The following is a 19542-nucleotide window of genomic DNA, read 5'->3' as shown; positions in this document are numbered from 1 at the left end:
CGGCTTAAGGGGGATACTTGCGCTGGCCGCAGCGGGGACTGGGGCGCAGTCGCCTGTCCCCGTCTTGCTTAACCGCGCAGTACGGCAGCCTACTGCGTTTTCTATGGTTTGGCCACCACCAGCGTCACCGCATGCGTCCCGCCATCATCGACCAGCGTGATCACATTGCCATCGACCTGCCGGCCATCGACCGTCAGGCTGGCCTGCGGCCCGCTGCTGACGGCGATGGCATAGCTGGCCGTACGGTACTGATAATGCATGCTAAAGCCATCCCATTCGGCCGGCAGCGATGGCGCCACCGTCAGCTTGTCGATGGCCAGGTCGAGGCCCAGCAGCGATTCGATCATCAGGCGGTACATCCAGCCCGACGATCCCGTGTACCAGCTCCAGCCGCCGCGGCCGATATGCGGGGCGACGGCATAGACGTCGGCGGCCACCACGTAAGGCTCGACCTTGTAGAGTGCCGCGCTGGCGGCGCTGCTGCCATGCTGGACCGGGTTGATCATGCGCAGCAGCTCCCATGCCTTGTCGCTGTCACCCATCTTGGCGAACGCCATCGCGGTCCAGATGGCGGCATGGGTGTACTGGCCACCATTTTCGCGCACCCCCGGCACGTAGCCGCGGATATAGCCGGGATTGAGCACGCCCTTGTCGAACGGTGGATCGAGCAGCTGCACCAGGCCATAGTGGCGCCGCACCAGGCGGGCGTCGACCTGCGCCATGGCGCTGACCACGCGCGCCGGATCGGCCGCGCCCGACAGCACGCCCCAGCTTTGCGAGATCGAATCGATCTGGCATTCGTCGTTGGTGTGCGATCCGAGTGGCGTGCCATCGTCGAAATAGGCGCGCCGGTACCATTGACCGTCCCAGGCATGCTGCTCGACGTTGGCGGCCAGCTGCTTCGCTTCTGCGCGGCAGCTCTCGGCAAACACGGCGTCACCGCGCAGGTCAGCCACGTGGGCGAACTTGGTGAGCACATCGAACAGGAACCAGGCCAGCCACACCGATTCGCCCCTGCCCTCGTTGCCGACGCGGTCCATGCCATCGTTCCAGTCGCAGGTGCCGATCAGCGGCAAACCATGCTCGCCGAAGCGCAGGCCGCGGCGGATCGCCCGCACGCAGTGCTCGTACAGGCTGGCCGTTTGATGGGTGTGGCCGAACATGTCGTAATACGATTCTTCGTCCTGCGCCAGCATGCGCCCTTCGAGGAACGGCGCCTGCTGGTCCAGCACGCCCGTATCGCCAGTGCTGGTGACGTAGCGGTGCGCTGCCAGTGGCAGCCACAGATAATCGTCCGAACAATGGGTGCGCACCCCGCGGTCAGTGGGCGGATGCCACCAGTGCTGGACGTCGCCTTCGACGAACTGGTGCGCCGCGCACAGGATCAGGTGCTCGCGCAGGATGTGCGGCTGGGTATGGATCATCGCCATGGCGTCCTGCAGCTGGTCGCGGAAACCGAACGCGCCGCCCGACTGGTAATAGCCGCTGCGCGCCCACATGCGGCAGGCGATGGTCTGGTACATCAGCCAGCCATTGGCGAGGACGTCGAGCTGCGGCTCCGGCGTTGCGATGCGCACCGCACCGAGCACGCGCTGCCAGTGCTGGCGCACCAGCTCAAAGGCGGCGGCGGCGGCCACGCTGCCGTGGTACTTCTGCACCAGGCCACTGGCGTCGGCATTGCGCCGTCCGCCCACGCCCAGCATGTAGACCAGTTCGCGCTCCTGGCCCGGCTGCAGTTCGAGCTGCACCTGGATGGCAGCGCACGGGTCGAGGGCGGCGCCCAGCTTGCCGGACAGGCGTGCGCGCAGCATGGCGGCGGGACGCGCCAGGCTGCGGTTGCGGCCGACGAATTCATTGCGGTCGGCGGTGACGGTGCGGTTTTGCGCCTCCACCTGGAAGAAGCCGACGCGGCCCGAAAACTCGGTGTTGTAGGCATTGCGGGCGAACAGCGCGCCCGATTGCGGGTCCTGCTCCGTCACCACGTGCATGGCCGACTTCGAGCGCAGGTCGCCGAGCACCCATTCGACGTAACCGGTGACCGACAGCTTGCGCGGCACGGTGCTGTCGTTGCGCAGCTTGATGACCGCATACTTGATGGGGGCATCGAGCGCCACGAAGGTGGTGAGCGTTGAGTGGATCGCTTCGCGCTGGTGCTCGAACACGCTGTAACCGAAGCCGTGGCGGGTCGTAAAACTGCCGCTGCCTTGCACCGGCAGCGCGGTCGGCGACCAGAAGGTGCCGGTCGCTTCGTCGCGAATATAAAACGCTTCGCCGCCGCTGTCGGCCACCGGGTCGTTGTCCCACGGCGTCAGGCGAAACTCGTGGGCGTTCTCGCTCCAGGTATAGGCCTGGCCCGATTCCGACACCACCGAGCCGAAGCTGGGGTTGGCCAGCACGTTGACCCACGGCGCCGGAGTGCGGTTGGCGTGGTCGGTGTGGATGACGTACTCGCTGCCATCGGCAGTAAAGCCACCGGTGCCGTTGTCGAGGATCAGCGCCAGCGGCGGCGCTGCTGCCAGCAGCTGCGCCGCCGGACGCAACTCGTAGGACTCGCCGCGCGCGTCGAACACGCCGGGCGGCAGCTTGGGGAAGCTGGCGGCGGCGCGCTTGATCTGCTCGGCCAGCGTGCCTTTGCTGTCAGTCAGGATGGCACGCGCCACCGATTGCATCAGCACGCGGTCTTCGGGAGAGATCTGGTCGAGCAGACGCACAAAGATGCCACCCGGCCGGTCGATCGCCTGGGCATCGATGCCGGAGGCGATCAAGCCCATGATCTGGTCGTGCAGCGCCTGCCGGTAGCCCGACTGGTCTTCGTACCAGATGACCAGATCGACCACCAGCCCCTTCAGGCGCCAGTAGGCATGCGCCTGCACCATCTGGCGCGCCAGGTCGATGTTGGCGGGGTTATTGATCTGCATGAGGACGATCGGCAGGTCACCGGAAATGGCGTACGCCCACAGGCCGGACTGGCCGCGGTGATTGCGGATCAACACCGACGGGTCGGCGCGCAGGCTGGCGTTCGGGTAGATGACGGCGCTGGCCAGCCGGCTGTAGAGCTGGGCATCGGCCTCGGTGGCATTGAGCTGGCGCAGCACCACCTGGCTGTGGGTCCAGGCCAGTTCGAACACGCGGTCGGCCAAGTGGCGGTCCTGGTATTTGTCGATCAGGTGCAGGGCCGCTTCGCGCGTTTCGGTCATGCCGGTGACGACGTCGAGAATGACTTGCTGGTCCGGTTGCAGGGTCAGCATGTAGCGGATGGCGACGATGGGGTCGAGCACCGAGCCTTCGGCGCCTTTCAACGCACCAGCTTCGAGCATGGCGCATGGCGCCACCGTGCTGTTGGCGCGGCCAATAAAATCGGCGCGGCTGGTCTCGAAACTGGCGTCTAGCAGCACGCCGTCATGCACCGTCATCAGGTTGAGCATATACGGCATGTGCTCGCCCTTCGAACGGGGCCGGCGCGTGCACAGGATGGCGTTTTCGTTGCGCAGGATTTCGGTCTGCACGAACAGCTTGGAAAACGCCGGGTGGGCATTGTCGGCGGCGGCCGGCGCCATCACCACTTCGGCGTAGCTGGTCACCTCGATGGTGCGGCGCAGCGCGCTCTTGTTGGTGATGCGGGTGCGCCGCATTTCGATGTCGTCCTCGGGCGAGACGACAATTTCCGTGTACAGCTCGAGGCCACGGTCCTGGCGGCGGAACTCGGCGCGCCCTTCGGAGAAAATCACTTCGTATTTTTTCGGCTCGACCAGCGTCGGCTGATACGTGGTCGACCAGAAGGCGCCGCTGTCGACGTCGCGCACGTAGCAGAAATTGCCCCAGTTGTCGGTGGTGGCATCTTCGCGCCAGCGCGTCACGGCCAGGTCTTTCCAGCGGCTGTAGCTGCCGCCGGACGACGTCACCATCACGTGGTAGCGGCCATTCGAGAGCAGCTGCACTTCCGGCTGCGGCGTGCTGGTCTGGCCGATGATGCGCATCGGCATGGACGAGTCGCTGCTGGGCGTGCGCACTGCCGCCAGGTCGGCCGTGTGCGACTGGAAGGCGCCCGCTTTCGGCACCCGTTCCTGCAGCACCAGCATGGTGGCCTGGAACAGCGGATCGGCGTCGAAGCGTTTTTGCATGGGGCGGTCGTGCAGCAGGTAAGAGAGCGCCAGAAAGCCCATGCCCTGGTGGTGCGCCATGAACGAGCGCACCACGGCGAAATCCTGGCCGCGCGGCAGGCGCGCGGTGGTGTAATCGATGGCTTCGTAAAAGCCGTAATTGCCCATAAAACCGAGTGCGGCCATGCGCTGCAGGTTGTCGGTGGCCGCTTCGGCGTCGACCATCAAGCCCATCATGGTGGCATACGGCGCGATCACCAGGTCGTCGGCCAGGCCGCGCTTCATGCCGGTGCCGGGCACGCCAAAGGCGCGGTACTGGTAGTTCAAATTGGCGTCGACGGTGTTGTAGCCCGACTCGGAAATGCCCCACGGCGTACCGCGCTGGCGGCCGTATTCGATTTGCGTCTTGATGATGGCGCGGTAAGTCTGGTCGAGCAGTGTGTCCGGATAGGTCGGCATCACCAGCAGCGGCATCAGGTACTCGAACATCGAGCCGCTCCACGACAGCAGCAGCTGTTCGCCGCCGACGATGCACAGCTGGCGGCCGAGGGCGAACCAGTGCTCCTGCGGGAACTGGCCCTGGGCGATGCCGACAAAACTGGCCAGCCGCGCTTCCGAGGCCAGCAAGTCGTAGCAGCTGGCGTCGAGGCGGCGGTCGGAGACGTTGTAACCGATCGCCATCAGATTCGTGGTGCTGTTGTAGAGAAAGCCAAATTCCATCTGGGCGAAGGCGCGCGCGCGTGCGGCCAGTTCGGCGATGTCGGCCAGCTTGCGGCGGGCGCAGACACTGCCTTCGGCCACCAGCTGGGTCAGCGCGTGCTGGCGCGTGCGTTCGGCCGGCGCCAGATCGCTGACGGTGGCCGACACCAGGCTGAAATTGGCCAGTTCACGCAGGGTGGGAATGCGCGTCAGGCGCGAATCGACGACGTATTCTTTTTCGGCGCGCATCCACGGCGCCAGCTCGAACAGCTCGTCGCGGGCGGCGCGGCACTGCACCGCCAGCTTTTCGCACCACGCCGCCAGCACGGTGTCGTGCTCGGGGGCGGCGGCGACGCTGGCCGACAGCGCGCAGGCGGCATCGGCCAGCTGCACGAAGCTGTCGGTCAGGCCCGGCAAGGTATCCGGGTGGCGCTGGCCGTCGGCCAGCAAGGCTTGCATGGCGCTGACGGCATCAACCACCACGGCAGCGCTGGCGGTGGCCGCACTGGCGGCGCTGACGGCGGCGGCGCTGGCGCTCGAGGTGATCAGGGTGCCGGCCAGCGGCGCGGCGCCCAGCGCGGCATGGGCGTCACCGGCCACCTCGAGCAGCAGGCGCAGGGTGATGGCGACGCCCTCGAGCGAGCGGGTGCTGGCGATCGGCTGGTCGGCCAGCGCATTGATGCCGGGAGCCAGCGTGAGCAGGTGACCGGCCAGGTTGCCGCTGTCGACCGCCGACACATACATGGGCAGCAGCGGCGCCAGGCTCTGGGTGTCGTACCAGTTATAGAAATGGCCGTGGTGACGCTCCATGCGGTCCATGGTGTCGAAGGTGCGGGCGACCCGGGTCAAGGCCTGGCCGGCGGTGGCAAAACCAAAATCGTAGGCGCTCAGGTTGGCCAGCAGCGACATGCCGATATTGGTCGGCGAGGTGCGGTGCGCCACTGCCAGCGTGGGGTGCTCCTGCATGTTATCGGGCGGCAGATAATTGTCGGCGGCGCCGACGAAGTCTTCGAAAAAGCCCCAGGTACGGCGGCCGAGCGATTGCAGGAAGACCGTTTGCCCGGCTTGCAACTGGGCCTGGCGGCGCGGCATGGGCAGGCTGATCCACCAGGCGATGATCGGCGACAAAAACCACAGCAGCAGCACGGGGGCCGCAGCAAACAGCGCCGGCGGGTTGGCAAACGACACCATCAGGGCGGCGCCGATGGCCGCGGCCGGGCCGAACCACATGCGGCGCCAGCTGGCGTCGAGCGCGGTCGACGACTGCGCCTGCGCCGATGGTTGCCACTCGAGCAGGCGACGGCGCGAGACCGCCATGCGCCAGCAGGTGCGCGCGATGGCATCGGTATTGACCCATGCTTCATACGGCAAAAATGCCGTTTGCAAAAAGGCGTGGCCGAACATCGCGCGCAGGCTGGGCAAACCCGATTGCAGATGCTGGTTCCAGCCGATGTCGTGCGGCTTTTCGATCAGGCCAAACAGGGCGTTGACAAAGGTCGGCAGGAAAATCACCGCCAGCACCGCGCCGGTCCAGAACACGGGCGAAGGCAGCAGCGCCCATGCGATGAGCAGCAGCGCCGTGAGGACCGGCGCCACCACGCTGCGGCGCAGATTGTCGAACAGCTTCCAGCGCGACAGCGCCGACAGCGGGTTTTTTTCGCGGCCGTGGGCAGCCGGTACGCTCGGCAACAGCCAGCCGATCAGCTGCCAGTCGCCGCGGATCCAGCGGTGGCGGCGCTTGACGTCGTCGCTGTAGCGGGCCGGATAGGCTTCGTAGAGTTGGGCGTCCGACAGCAGGCCGGCGCGCAGGTAATTGCCCTCCAACAGATCGTGGCTGAGAATCTGGTTGTCGGGGAAGCGCTGCGCCAGCAGATGCTCGAACATGTCGACATCGTAAATGCCCTTGCCGACAAACGAGCCTTCGTAAAACACGTCCTGGTAGACGTCGGAGACGGTGCGCGTGTAGGGATCGATGCCCGGTTCGCCGCCGCACAGGCGCTCGTAGCGCGAGGCGTTTTCGCTCGGTAGCGAAGCGGTCACGCGCGGCTGCAAGATGCCGTAGCCTTCGACCACGCGGGTGCCGGCGCTGTTGAGCAGCGGCTGGTTGAGCGGGTGCGCCATGGTGGCGACGAACTGGCGGGCGGCGTCGCGCGGCAGCTGGGTGTCGGTGTCGAGGGTGATGACGTAGCGGACGGTCTCGAGGCCGCAGGTGTCGCCCACCACCAGCGAAAAGCGTTCGCGGGCGCCGCCGCGCAGGAAGCTGTTGAAGTCGCCCAGCTTGCCGCGTTTTCGCTCCTGGCCCATCCACGCCCGTTCGGCCGCATTCCAGCGGCGCGGCCGGTGCAGCAGCAGGAACGGGGTGATCGGCTGGCCGGGATCGGCGACGCCGTCGAGCATCGGCACACCGAGCGGACTGTCGGCCGGCTCGAGCCGGTATTTGCCATTGAGCTGCTCGATGGCGGCGCCGGCGAGCGCCAGCAGGTCGGCGTCGTTCGGCATGGTTTCGCTGGCGGCGTCGGCGAAGTCGGTCAGCAGGCAAAAGCGCAGGCCCGGATCGCGGTTGGCCAGGTAGCGCACTTCCAGGTCTTCGACCAGGCTGGCGATATTGGCGTGGCTGTAGAGCATGGTCGGCACCACCACGATGGCGTGCGCGTGGTCCGGCAGGCCGGCCTTGAAATCCATCCGCGGCAAGGGGTGCGGGCGGGTGAGCTGGGTGGCCATAAAATTCACCAGCGCCAGCGCCAGCTGGCTGGCGCCAATCGCGGCAAACAGCGCCAGCAGCACCAGCAGCACGCCGTCCAGACCACCGCGCCAGGCATACAGGGTGACGCTGCCAGCGAACAGCACGGTAAACGCGCCGATGGCGCCCAGATAGCTTGCCAGTGGCGCCGCGCGGCCCGCCTTGTCGAGTACTTCGACCACCGGCTGGCGCGTTTGCAGGCGTTTTTCCAGCAGCGGCAAGGCATTGCCGATCAGGTAATAGCCGACGTGGCTGCGGCGCAGGTCGCCGCTAGCGCCACCTTGCTGGGCGGCGCTGTCATGCGCCGTCTGCGCCATCTGCAGTACCGTCGCCGCCACCGCGGTTTCGGCCATGCCGGCGCGCTTGGCCAGCCGTTCGATGGCGTGACGATAATTGTCGCGGGTGGCAAAGTCCATCTTGCCGTAGGTGTCGGCGGGGTCGAGCCGCAGGGTCGATTCGACCGCGCTCATGGTTTCGACGAATTCGCGCCAGTCCATGGTGCCCAGAAAACGCAGGCTGCCGATGCTGTTGCTGATGGTGACCTGGTCGGCCGCCTGCTGCTGGATCTCGGTCTGGATCTGCTGCTCGATGGTCAAACCGGCGTCGGCCAGCCGGGTGGTGACCCATTGCAGGGCCACTGCCAGCGCCGAATTCTGGCCTTGCAGGCGGCGCGCCAGCTCGGCGACGAAACCGCTGCTCATCGGCTGGCGCGAGCGCGCCATGTCGGCCACCAGTAAAATCAGCTCGGACGGGGTTTTTTCGGCCGTCGCGCTCATCTGGTCGGCCCAGCTGTTGGCGCGATCGCGCTGGCTGCGGTTGTCATACACGCGCGCCGCCACGCGGCGCAGGTTTTCCAGCAGCGCCAGGCGCAGCATGATGGGGATCGCCCACAGCTCGCCCAGTTTTAAGGGGGCGATTTCCTGGTAGGCATCGACAAAGCGCGACAGGCTTTCCGGATCGACGCGGCCGTCGCCGTGGGCGATGATTTCCAGCGCAATCTGGTAGACGCGCGGATTGTTTTCGGCATCTTCATTCGCTAGCCGCGGCAGCTCTTTGCTGTAATTTTTGGGCAGGTGTCGGCGCGCCGTGCGAATCTGTTCTTCGATCAAATAAAAATTATCGAGCAGCCATTCGGAAGCGGGGGTGATCTGGCGACCCGCCTTGATGGCGGCGGTCAGTTCGTCGCAGGTGGCGGCGATCACCTCGGCATTTTCCGTCAAGCGGCTGAGCAGGCGATCGGGGCCGCCTTTTTTGCTCAGCTGGTGGCGCGCGGCCAGATGGCCACCGTGCGCGGCCATCTGCGCGGCGCTGAACAACTCCGAGCGCAACGGCAGTTCGTCAGCGGCGACGCCGCCATCGACACTGTTGGCGGCGCCGTTTTGCCAAGGGAAACGGGTGTCGGAAAGGGTGAAAGATTCGTGATTCAACAGTGACCTCGCTTAGGCGTGAGCTGCCAACCGCCCAAAACAGGCGAGTCGCGACCGGGTCATTCACAGCGGAAAAGCATGAGCGAACGGCTGGTGCCATGGTACCGCAAGGGGCAAAATGTTGACTGTGCGCTAACGTACAGATAGCCCGCCCAGCCCGTGATCAGCGTTGTGCCAGCGCCAGGCCACCGCGTAGATGATAGACGTTTTTGTGGCCAGCGTCGCGCAGCATGTGCAGGGCCAGCAGGCTGCGGTTGCCGCTGCGACAGAACAGCAGCAGCGGCTGCTCGGGCTGGTCCAGGCAGGCGGCCAGCTGCTGCGGCAGACTCGACAGAGGCACACTGGCGACGGCGCGCCCATGCCAGCTGCCGATGGCGGCGGCGGCGTGTTCGACCGCCTCGCGCACGTCGACCAGCCGCGCTGCGGGGTGCTGCGCCAGGAAGGCGCCGAGGCCGGCGGGGTCGATGCCGACGCCATGGTCACCACGGTCGCCATGGTCGGCCGCCGCTGTCTTGGTCGGCGGGGCAGCGCTGGCCGGCTGCGGATGGCCAACAAAAGCGGCGCCGCAGCGAGCGATGCGGGCGCAGGCGGCATCGATAAACGCGTCGCTGGCGGTAGGGCTGAACGACAGCCGCACGGCGCTGGCGGCGCGCGCATGGTCGATTCCCATCGCCAGCAGCACGTGACTGGGCGCGGCCTTGGCCGCCGAGCAGGCCGAGCCACCGCTGACACACACGCCAGCGGCATCGAATACATTCAGTAGCAGGGTCGAGGCGGCGCCCGGCACGCTGAAATTGAGCGTGGTGGGCAGGCTGTGGTCAAACGGCGCATTAAAGTGCAGGCCGGGGAAGCTCGCCTGCAGCGTGTGCGCCAGCCGCTCGCGCAGCCGCGCCAGCTCGGCGGCAGGGCGAAACAGTCCTTCTTCGAGTGCCGCCAGGACGGCGCCGAAGGCGGCAATGCCGGCCATGTTCTCGGTGCCGGCGCGCAGACCACTCTCCTGGCCGCCACCGACCATCAACGGGGTGAACGGCGCCTGCTTGCGCACGTACAGCATGCCGACGCCTTTCGGTGCATACAGCTTGTGGCCGGAAAACGGCGCGTAATCGATGCGGGTGCGGGCCAACTGCAGCGGCAGCTTACCCAACGCCTGCACGCAGTCGACCATCCACAAGGCCTGCGGCGCGTGGGCATCGAGCAGCGCTTCGATGGCGGCCAGGTCGGTCACCACGCCAGTCTCGTTATTGGCCGCCATGGTGCACAGCAGGGCCACGCGCGGCGCCAGCGCCGTCAAGTCTTCGAGCCGGTGGCGGCCGTCGGCGTCGACCGCCAGCGGGTGCACGGTACAGCCGGTACCGAGAATATTGTTCCAGTGCGCCAGGCATTCGGCCACCGCCTTGTGCTCGGTGGCGCCCACCAGCAGCAGGTCACCGACCGCTTCGCCGCCCAGCTGGCGCTGGCGCACGGCGCACAGGGCCGACAGCACCGCCGTCTGGATCGCTTCGGTGGCGCCGCTGGTGAAGATTACGCTGCCGTCGCCGGCACCGATGACCCGGCGCGCGCAGGCGCGGGTGGCGTCGAGCACGGCGCGCGCGCGCAGGCCGGCACCATGGCTGCTGCTGGGATTGCCAAAGCGCGCTTGCATGGCATCGACGGCGGCGGCCACGGCGGCAGGCAGCGCCGGCGAGGTGGCATTGGCGTCGAGGTAAACTTCGTTTGTCATAGTGAAAATAAAAGTTAATTAAATACAGTCAGGAAGGCTTGTTTTGTTTACTATATTACGTCGCCAGCGCATCAAAGACGTACTAAAGTTTGTCGATTTATTCCAAATATCAGCATAAACATTACATAAATCAGATATATATAGAATGAGTCATCTCGATAAGTTTGACTGCGCCATTTTGGCTGCGCTCCAGTCCGAGGCCACCCTGTCGATTGCCGCCCTGTCGGAGAAGGTTGGCCTGTCGAGCACGCCGTGCTGGAAGCGCGTCAAGCGGCTCGAAGAAGACGGCTACATCGAAAGCCGGGTGACCCTGGTCAACCGCCACAAGGTGGGTTTGCCGGTCACCGTGTTCGTCAGCGTGCGCACCTCGGAGCACGACGAAAAATGGCTGCAGCGCTTTGCCGCCGCCGTCGTCGCCCTGCCCGAAGTGCTGGAATTTCACCGCATGAGCGGCGACGTCGACTATTTGCTCAAGGTGGTCACCACCGATATCGGCGGCTACGACCGCTTTTACAAAAAACTGATCGCTTCGACGGCGCACCTGACCGGGGTGTCGTCGGCGTTCTCCATGGAGCAGATCAAGTATTCGACGGCGCTGCCGCTCGAACTGATCGCGCGCGATTTGCCCGCCTGATTCCCACAAGGAGACTGTCATGAACCACCTGCGCCGTTGTAACGCCGCCTTTGCCACCGCCTTCGCCGCATCCGCCGGCGCCCTCTGCCTGCCCGCACCGGTCTGCGCCGCCGACCTTCAGGCCATCAAGATCGGCCTGTCCGGCCCCCTGTCCGGCGCCAACGCCTTCGCCGGCAAGGACAATGAAAACGGCGTGCGCCTGGCCATCGAAGAATTACATAGCCGGCTCTTCAAGGTGGCCGGCAAGCAGGTGCGCTTCGAGCTGCTGTCGGAAGACGACCAGGGCGACCCCAAGGCCGGTGTGGCGGTGGCGCAGAAGTTCGCCGACGCCGGCGTCGGCGTGGTGCTGGGCCCCTACAATTCGGGCGTCGCCCTGCCCGCTGCGCGCGTCTACAACGATGCCGGCATCATGATGTCGACCGTCGGCACCAATCCGAAGATCACCCAGTCGGGCTACCAACTGGTGTTTCGCATCGTCGCCAGTGATGCCCAGGTGGGCGCGCAGGTGGCCAGTTACGCTGCCCGCACATTAAAACTCAAAACCATCGGCGTGATCGATGACCGCACCGCCTTTGGCCAGGGCATCGCCGCCGAATTTAGCCGCCAGGCCAAGGCGGCCGGCGTCACCATCGCCGGCCAGGAGTTCACCACCGACAAGGCGAGCGACTTCACCGCCATTCTCACGCGCCTGAAGGCCAAGGGCGTCGATGCGATTTTCTTCGGCGGCTATGCGCCGCAGGCAGCGCCGATGGCACGGCAAATGAAATCGCTGGGCTTGCGCGCCAAACTGCTCGGTGGCGACACCCTGTGCAGCCCCGAGATGGCCAAGCTCGGTGGCGACGCCGTCGCCGACAATGTACTGTGCGCGCAAGCCGGCGCGGTGCTCGACAAACAGAAAACCGGCCCCGCCTTCCAGGCCCGCTACCAGGCCCGCTTCAAGCACAACCCCGACGTCTACGCCGCCGCCTTTTACGACCAGACCATGTTCATCGCCGCCGCCATGGCGGCCACCAATTCGGTCGATCCATCGGTGCTCGGCAGCGCCCTGCGCAGCATGACCCATGCGGGGGTAGTCGGCAGCTACGGCTACGATGCCAGCGGCAACCTGAAGGCATCGACGGTGACGATGTACACCTTTAAAAATGGCGCCCTGGTCGCCCTGTCCAATTAATTGAGAATCGAAAGTCGTTCTTATGCAAACACGCTTGATCGCCGCTGCCATCAGCACCCTTTTTATATTCACGCCGGCGCACGCCGGCAATACCACTGGCGCGGCTTCTGGCGCGACTTCTGGCGCGACTTCTGGCGCGACCTCGCCAGCGACTGCCAGCGCCCGCCTCGACCGGCTGGCCGACACCTATTACGACGCCCTCGCCCGCTTTGAGCCGATCAACGCCACCGAGAGCGGCGACGCCCGCTTCGACGACCAGCTCGGCCTGTCGATCGCACCGCAGGCGCGTGTGCGCCAGTACGCGCTCTACCACACCTATCAAATGCGCCTGCGCGCCATTGACCGCAGTGCGCTCAACGAAAAACAGCAGATCAATTACGACATCCTCGCCTACGAACTGGCCAACGAGCTGCGCTTCGAGGCCTTCCCCACCCACCTGCTGCCAATCACGCAGATGGACAGCGTGCCCGTCACCCTGGCCAATTACGCCAATGGCCAGAGCGCCCAGCCGTTGACCACGGTGCGCCAGTACCGCGCCTACCTCAAGCGCCTCGCTGCATTGCCGGCGTGGACCGACCAGGCCATCGCCAATATGCGCGAAGGGGTCCGGCGCGGCATCACCGAACCCAAAGCGGCGATGGTGTCGGCCGCGCCGCAGTTGCGCAAGCTGCTCGCCGCCAGCGCCGAACAGAGTGTGTTTTATACGCCGGTCAACCACTTCCCGGCCAGCTTTTCGGCTGCCGACCAGGCGGCCCTGCGCGCCGCCTACCGCAGCACCATCGACAAAAAACTCACGCCCGCCTTGACGCGCCTGTCGACCTACATCGAACACGAATATTTGCCAGCAGCGCGCAGCAGTGCCGGCTGGGGCGCGCTGCCGCAGGGCGCCGACTGGTACCGCGCGCGCGTGGCCAGCCAGACCACCACCAGCCTCACGCCCGCGCAGATTCATGCAATTGGCCTGGCTGAAGTGGCGCGCATCCAGAACGAGTTCGCCGTGGTTGGCCCGAAGATGGGTTACACGGGCCCCGCCAATGGTTTGCCGAACTGGGTGGCGGCGCAGGACAAATTTAAACCGTTCAGCAGCGAAGCCCAGGTGATCGCGGTGTATCGCCAGCTCGACGCGCAGTTGCGCCTGAAACTGCCGGCGATGTTCACCCTGGTGCCGAAGGCGCCGCTCGACTTGCGGCTCGAGCCTGAACTGAGCCGCGAGAGCGCTTCCGATCACTACTCGGCGCCCGCGGCCGACGGTTCACGGCCGGGCGTATTCTGGTCGGTGGTGAACGATCCGAAGCAGTACGGCAGCACCGGCATGGTCACCCTGTTCCTGCACGAAGGTCAGCCGGGCCACCATTTTCATATCGCCCTGCTGCAGGAACTGGGGCTGCCGAACTACCGAAAATTCGGCGGCAACAACGCCTTCACCGAAGGCTGGGCGCTGTACGCCGAAACGCTGGGCAAGGAGATGGGCCTGTTCGACAAGCCGGAAGATTATTTTGGCCACCTCAACGACGAAATGCTGCGCGCCGTGCGGCTGGTGGTCGACACCGGCATCCACCAGCAGGGCTGGAGCCGCGAGCAGGCGATTGCATATATGCGCGACACCCTCGGCTACACGGAGGCGGAAGCGAAGAACCAGGTCGAGCGCTACATGGTGTGGCCAGGCCAGGCGCTGGGCTATAAAATCGGCGCGCTGAAAATCGTCGAACTGCGCCAGCGCGCGCAGGCGGCACTGGGCGACAAATTCAGTTTGCCGAAGTTTCACGAGATCGTGTTCAAGGATGGCACCATGCCGCTGTCGCTGCTGGAGGCGAAGGTCGATCGCTGGATCGCGGCGAGCAAATAAAACAGGAAGGCGAAAATGGAGACAGGCAGCGCGCTGCGCGCGTGCCAGTCCCCCAGCCGCCCGATTTTACCGTTAGTCCATGACCATGAACACGGGGTAGCGGCGCCACTCCGGTTCGCGATAGCGCTCGCAGTGGGCAAAGATAAAATCGAGCACGGCGTTCTGGTTAGCGAGCAGCGCCGGATTGGCCAGCTTCCAGGCGGCGAACTTGACTTGCAGGGCCGGTTCGTCGCGCAGCAGTTCGGCGGCGTGGTCTTCGAACACGTAGTCTGAATAGGCTTCCTTCTTTTCCAGCACGCTGTTAAACAGGCCCCAGCGAAAATAACTGTCGTGCCCCTGCGGTTCGAGCATCTCGACGGCGTAGCGGGCCTGGTCCTGGTCGAGCCGCACCAGGTAGTCGCCGGCGCGCAGCTGCAGCGGCGCACGGCGCCGTTCGAGCACGACCTCGTCATGGAACATGTGCCCTTCGTAGGCATTCGCGCGCGAACTGACGTCGGCGATGTGATAGTAGTCGAGTTCACGCGTTTCATCGGCACTCAAGCGCTCCATCAGCACCCCGTTCCACTGCAGGCGCTCGATCGCTTCGATCCACTGCTGCGGCACGATATACGCGCTCGGCGCCGGCACTTCGATATCGGCGGGGAAGCGGTTGTAATAGGCGATCTGGCGTTCCCACGGCGCCGAGCGGTCGTACGACAGCCGCGTGTAGTCGCCCAGCACACTCGGACTGTAGACGGCGGCGTAACCTTCGAAGCGAAACTGCGATGGCCGCGACGCATCCATCGCCCAGTGCACTGGCAGGCGGCGCGCGCTGCGCAGATTGGCGCGGTCGACCCGGCGCAGGGCGGCAATGGTGGCGCCGTGGGCAACGGTAAATGCCAGGGCCGTCTCGACCAGCGCACGCATCGAATCGTAGCGCGCCGCAAAGCTCTTGAGCATGTGCGTTTCCGGCATGAAGCCGATGGTGTGGTGGAGCGCAGCGTAGCCGGTCGAAAAACGCGGCGTCTCGAGGAATTCGGCGATGCCGTGGTCGGGACTGTCCTGCACCGGATTGACATACGGGCAGGTAGGCCAGCCGCGCTCGGCCATCCCGGCAAACATCGCCGGCAGCATGGTGTCGGTGAGGAAGGGACCGAGGCTGCCACCGAGCTTGTCGGCCTGGGTGTGAATGAGCGTCATGGTGTAGCTGTAGTCGGCGCCGTTCGACGTGTGGGTGTCGACCATGACGTCCGGATCCCAGTACGTAAAGTGTTCATTGAAGACGCGGGCGGCGCGGGTGTCGCACTTGGCAAAATCGCGGTTCAGGTCAAGGTGGCGGCTGTTACCGCGAAAGCCGAACGATTCCGGGCCGTCCTGGTTGACGCGCGAGCTGGCGTTGCGATTGACACTGCCATCGACGTTATAGATCGGGATGAACAGCAATACCGTGTGTTTGAGGGCCGCCAGCCGCGCCGGCTCGACGCAAAAATCGCGCACCAGCGCCATGCAGGCATCGATGCCTTCCGGCTCACCGGGATGGATGCCGTTGTTGTTGAAGAAGACCGGGCGGCCGGCCGCCTTGATGGCGTCGCGGTCGAATATACCGTCGGCGCTGACGACGCCCGCGTGCATCGGCAGGCCCATGTCGGAGACACCAATTTGATCGAACTGCAGCACGCCGGGAAAGCGCGCCGCGAGCATCTGGTACCAGGCGATGCAATCGGCCCAGCTGGTGGTCTGGTTGTGGTTGCCCTGCTCGTAGGGCGTGAGGAGACTGTTGTGCATGGGAGTGCTCATGAAAGAAAGGACGGTGGCATTACGATACAGCAGTTGGCCCGGCCAGGGGCAAGGTGATCGACACCACCGTGCCCTCGTCGGGGTTTGATTCGAAGGCGATGCTGCCGCCCAGCGCATGGACGCGCTCGCGCATGCCGATGATGCCGATGCCCGCCGAGACGGTGGCGGCATCAAAACCGCCGCCATTGTCGGCCACCTCGATGGTCAGCCGCGACTCGGCGGACGACAGCATCAGCGCCACCTGGGCGTGGCTGGCGCCGGCGTGCTTGATGACGTTTGACAGCGCTTCCTGGACGATGCGGTAAGCCGAGATGGCCAGCTCGTTGCCGAGTACCGAAAAATCGCCTTCCGAGTGAAACGTGAAGCGGCAGCCCGACTCGCGGTCGTAATGGCGCAGCATTTCTTCGACGGCGCCGTGCAGACCCAGCATGTCGAGCACTTCCGGCCGCAGGCGCCGCACCAGCCGCCGGCCGCTGGCGTACAGGTCGAGCGTGAGGCGGGTGATGGCGGCCGATTTAAGTTTGATCTGGGCGATGGCGATGGCGCTGGCGCTGGCGCTGAGGCTGCCCGCACCCCGTTCGACCTGTTCGGCCAGCTGCAGGATCGATTGCGATTCCAGGCGCGCGGCTATCAGCGAGGCATTGAGTTCGTCGTGGATTTCAATGGCAATGCTTTTGCGTTCATCTTCGACGATGGAATTGACCTTGGCGATCAGCTTGCGCTTGTCGGCGTCGGCCTTCAAGGCATCGTTGCGCGACGCTTCGAGGTCGCGCGTGCGCGCGGCCACCTTGTTTTCCAGCTGCTGCTTGGACTGATCGAGCGCCACCGACATCTCGCCAATCGATGCCTGCAGCTCGCCAATCTCGCCGCCGGTCGACACCGGCAGGCTGACCCGATAATCGCCGCCACGAATCTGCCGCAGCGCGCCGATCGCCGCGCGCAGGGGCGTGGTCAGACTCCTCGCCAAAAACAGCGCAAACGCCGCCGATACCAACAGCGCCAGCGCGGCGATCGCCAGCTCGATCTGGAAGCGGCGCGCCTGCGTTGCCAGCATATTCGTCGGCGACATCGTCACCCGCACCGCGCCCACCACTTCGGCCGGCTGCGTGGGCGGCTTGGTGTCGCTGGGGCTCGAGACGTGCGGCGCACCGTTATCGGCGAACAGGTTGACCCAGATGACCTGCTTTTTGATGGGCGCGGCGTAATAGCGCGCTTCGGCCTTCAGGGCAAACTGGCTGGTCACGCTGATCGCCGGGCGGTCAGCGGCGTCGCGCACTTCGATGCGATAGATGCTTTTGTCCGACTGCACCAGGCCATTGATGGTCAGGCGCAGGTCGGACAGGTTGCCCGAGATGACGTTGTATTCGCTCGTTTCAGCCAGCGCGCGCGCCAGGATGCGGCCCCGTTCGGCCAGCTCTTCATCGACCTGTGCACGGTGCGAATACCACGAGTACCAGACAAACGACGAGAACAGAAATGCCACCGGCAGCATGGTAATAAAAATCATGCGGGTGCCAATGCTCCAGCCCTGCCAGAAGCGGCGGCGGTTCATGGGGTGGCGCTCGCTGCGGGAGCGCGGCGGGCCAGCGCGCGCGCGGCGGCGCTGACGTCGAGGTCGAGCGAACGGGCGACGCCATCGTTGATGGTGGTCCGAAAATAGCGGGGAAACTGCGGCGCTGGCAGCGTGCCGGTGCTGGCAAAGGCGCGCGCCATCTCGACCACCTGGGTGTCGATGTCTTCGATCTCGGAATAGGTGGTCGCCAGCGCGCCGGCCTTGACCATGTCGGCCGAAAAACCAATCACGCCCTGCTTGTGGCGGTAGGTCGACAGCAGGATGTTGCGGATGGTGTCGGTGTTGTAGACGGCGCTGTCGGGCATGGCCAGCAGCACATCGGCGGCGGCGATGCGGTTGAGGATGCGGTTGATGTCGTCGGCCGCCGTCATCTGTTCGATGACGATCGGGCTGTGGGTGGCCAGCAGCAGCGGCTTGACGTACAGGGTGTCGTCGCCCAGCACGGCGGCCACCGTCACCGCGCGGCCATACAGCTGGGCGATCAGGCGCAGCTGGTCGGCCGGCGCCGGCTCGGCATAGACGGCGCTGATGGTGCCGGCCGGCGCCTTCGCCGCCACCGCCTGCACCACCTGGCTGGCGGTGAATGCGGCGATGATGACGCTGCCGTCGTGGCGGCCGGCCGCATCGCGCAGCGCCACCGGGCCGATGGCGATATAGACCAGGCGGCGGCGCTGCGCCAGCTCGGTGCGAAAACTGGCCGCCAGCGGCGCCAGGCGCCGGTATAAATCTTCGGCGATGTGGCGCGTTTGCGCGCTGTCGTCGCCGGTGACGATGTGGAAGCGAAAGCCGCTGACCGCGCGGACGGCGCTGGCGGCACTGGCAGGCGGCAGCACCGCCAATAATGCCAGCGCCAGCGCCAGCGCCAGCCGCGGTGCCCGGCGCCAGATCGCCACTACGGTTCGATCAGGCCGTGCTTGACGGCCAGCCGGGTGATGTAGGCCTGGCGGTGCACGCCCAGCTTTTCCTTGACCGACTGGCTGATATTGCTGATGGTCTTGGTCGACAGGTTGAGCCGCTCGGCGATTTCGGCATTGGTCAAGCCTTCGGCCATCAGCTTGAAAATCTCCAGGCCGCGCTGGTCGAGCTGCGATTGCGGCGAAACGTCGCCGCGCACCGACAGATTGGCCAGCCGCTCGGCGATCGGCGGCAAAAAATACAGCCGCCCTTCATGCGCATGACGCACCGCGGTGGCCAGGTCGGCCGGGTCGCAATCCTTGGTGACGAAGGCGCGCGCGCCCAGCCGGTAGGCTTCCTTGATCAGGCTATCCTGGTCGAACTGGGTGAGGAACACGATGTTGGCCGCCGGGTAGGCCGCCAGCAGCGAGCGGGCAGCGTCCAGCCCCGTCAGCTCGGTACCGAAGCGGATGTCGAGCACCAGCACATCGGGAGTGAGCTCGGCATACATGGCGGCGGCTTCCTCGGGACTTCTGGCCTGGCCCACCACATCCATGCCAACGGCGGCCAGCGACATGGCAAAGCCCGTCATGACGATCGGGTGATCGTCGGCCAGCATGACGCGGATGGGCCGCAAGGACCCTGTTGCGCTTAAATTTGTAACACCTTCCACAGCATCTCCCCCGAGCGGTACGGATGACCTTACATCTGCTTACCATTGGCTGGTAGCTAAGTGTGCGTGAGCACGGAAGCAATTGTTGGCCGATGCCATGATTTTACACAGGGATGCCGCCATCGCAGCGGCTTTTCGGCCTGTTTTTTGGCCTGTTTTTCGGTCTTATCGCCCGTCTGCGCTGGCGCATATTCATTACAGCGCAATCAAATTACTATCAAAGTGCTTTTCAATTGCTAGGCAATAGCATATATTACTTCCATCAACCAGCCGCGGCGCGCCGCAACAC

General features: G+C 65.3%; 9 protein-coding genes. 3 read left to right on the top strand and 6 right to left on the bottom strand.

What is annotated here, in order from left to right; translation table 11 throughout:
- Positions 1-101 precede the first annotated feature (101 nt).
- A complete protein-coding gene (locus ACP7BZ_RS21250) occupies positions 102-8966 on the bottom strand; it encodes a GH36-type glycosyl hydrolase domain-containing protein (protein WP_426116889.1) in 8865 nt (2954 codons plus the stop codon).
- A 163-nt stretch (positions 8967-9129) separates the two neighbouring features.
- Entirely contained in the window at positions 9130-10686 is a 1557-nt protein-coding gene (locus ACP7BZ_RS21245) for an aminotransferase class V-fold PLP-dependent enzyme (RefSeq protein WP_426116887.1), read from the bottom strand.
- Positions 10687-10831: 145 nt separating this feature from the next.
- Here ACP7BZ_RS21245 and ACP7BZ_RS21240 point away from each other — a divergent pair, with 145 nt between their 5' ends.
- From ACP7BZ_RS21240 to ACP7BZ_RS21230, 3 genes are read left to right on the top strand one after another with little or no spacing between them, the layout of a single operon-like run.
- Entirely contained in the window at positions 10832-11320 is a 489-nt protein-coding gene (locus tag ACP7BZ_RS21240) for an Lrp/AsnC family transcriptional regulator (RefSeq protein ID WP_426116885.1), read from the top strand.
- A gap of 19 nt (positions 11321-11339) precedes the next feature.
- Complete coding sequence (locus ACP7BZ_RS21235) at positions 11340-12491, top strand: branched-chain amino acid ABC transporter substrate-binding protein (protein ID WP_426116883.1); 1152 nt, start codon at positions 11340-11342, stop codon at positions 12489-12491.
- Between the two features lie 22 nt (positions 12492-12513).
- The gene (locus ACP7BZ_RS21230) at positions 12514-14337 is read left to right on the top strand and encodes a DUF885 domain-containing protein (protein WP_426116881.1); all 1824 of its coding nucleotides are present in this window, start codon (positions 12514-12516) and stop codon (positions 14335-14337) included.
- A 72-nt stretch (positions 14338-14409) separates the two neighbouring features.
- On the opposite strand, the gene ACP7BZ_RS21225 is transcribed toward ACP7BZ_RS21230, so the two are convergent.
- From ACP7BZ_RS21225 to ACP7BZ_RS21210, 4 genes are read right to left on the bottom strand one after another with little or no spacing between them, the layout of a single operon-like run.
- Positions 14410-16101: a M14 family zinc carboxypeptidase gene (locus tag ACP7BZ_RS21225; protein ID WP_426116879.1), complete on the bottom strand. Its 1692-nt coding sequence runs from the start codon at positions 16099-16101 to the stop codon at positions 14410-14412.
- Between the two features lie 31 nt (positions 16102-16132).
- Entirely contained in the window at positions 16133-17665 is a 1533-nt protein-coding gene (locus tag ACP7BZ_RS21220) for a HAMP domain-containing sensor histidine kinase (protein WP_426116877.1), read from the bottom strand.
- Positions 17662-18579, bottom strand: a complete 918-nt coding sequence (locus ACP7BZ_RS21215; protein WP_426116875.1) for a hypothetical protein — start codon at positions 18577-18579, stop codon at positions 17662-17664. The genes ACP7BZ_RS21220 and ACP7BZ_RS21215 overlap by 4 nt, the downstream gene beginning before the upstream one ends.
- The gene (locus ACP7BZ_RS21210) at positions 18579-19217 is read right to left on the bottom strand and encodes a response regulator transcription factor (protein WP_426116873.1); all 639 of its coding nucleotides are present in this window, start codon (positions 19215-19217) and stop codon (positions 18579-18581) included. Before ACP7BZ_RS21210 ends, ACP7BZ_RS21215 begins: the two co-directional genes overlap by 1 nt.
- Between the last annotated feature and the right edge of the window lie 325 nt (positions 19218-19542).

The organism is Massilia sp. PWRC2 (assembly GCF_049896725.1).
GTDB lineage: Bacteria > Pseudomonadota > Gammaproteobacteria > Burkholderiales > Burkholderiaceae_D > JAFCUW01.
The sequence above is the reverse complement of the archived record's forward strand: the minus strand, read 5'-3'. Positions and strand labels throughout refer to the sequence as shown.

Coding starts and splice junctions, on each gene's coding strand:
- ACP7BZ_RS21245 (WP_426116887.1), bottom strand. CDS start 10,686: ATGACAAACGAAGTTTACCTCGACGCCAATGCCACCTCGCCGGCGCTG.
- ACP7BZ_RS21225 (WP_426116879.1), bottom strand. CDS start 16,101: ATGCACAACAGTCTCCTCACGCCCTACGAGCAGGGCAACCACAACCAG.
- ACP7BZ_RS21220 (WP_426116877.1), bottom strand. CDS start 17,665: ATGAACCGCCGCCGCTTCTGGCAGGGCTGGAGCATTGGCACCCGCATG.
- ACP7BZ_RS21235 (WP_426116883.1), top strand. CDS start 11,340: ATGAACCACCTGCGCCGTTGTAACGCCGCCTTTGCCACCGCCTTCGCC.
- ACP7BZ_RS21230 (WP_426116881.1), top strand. CDS start 12,514: ATGCAAACACGCTTGATCGCCGCTGCCATCAGCACCCTTTTTATATTC.
- ACP7BZ_RS21240 (WP_426116885.1), top strand. CDS start 10,832: ATGAGTCATCTCGATAAGTTTGACTGCGCCATTTTGGCTGCGCTCCAG.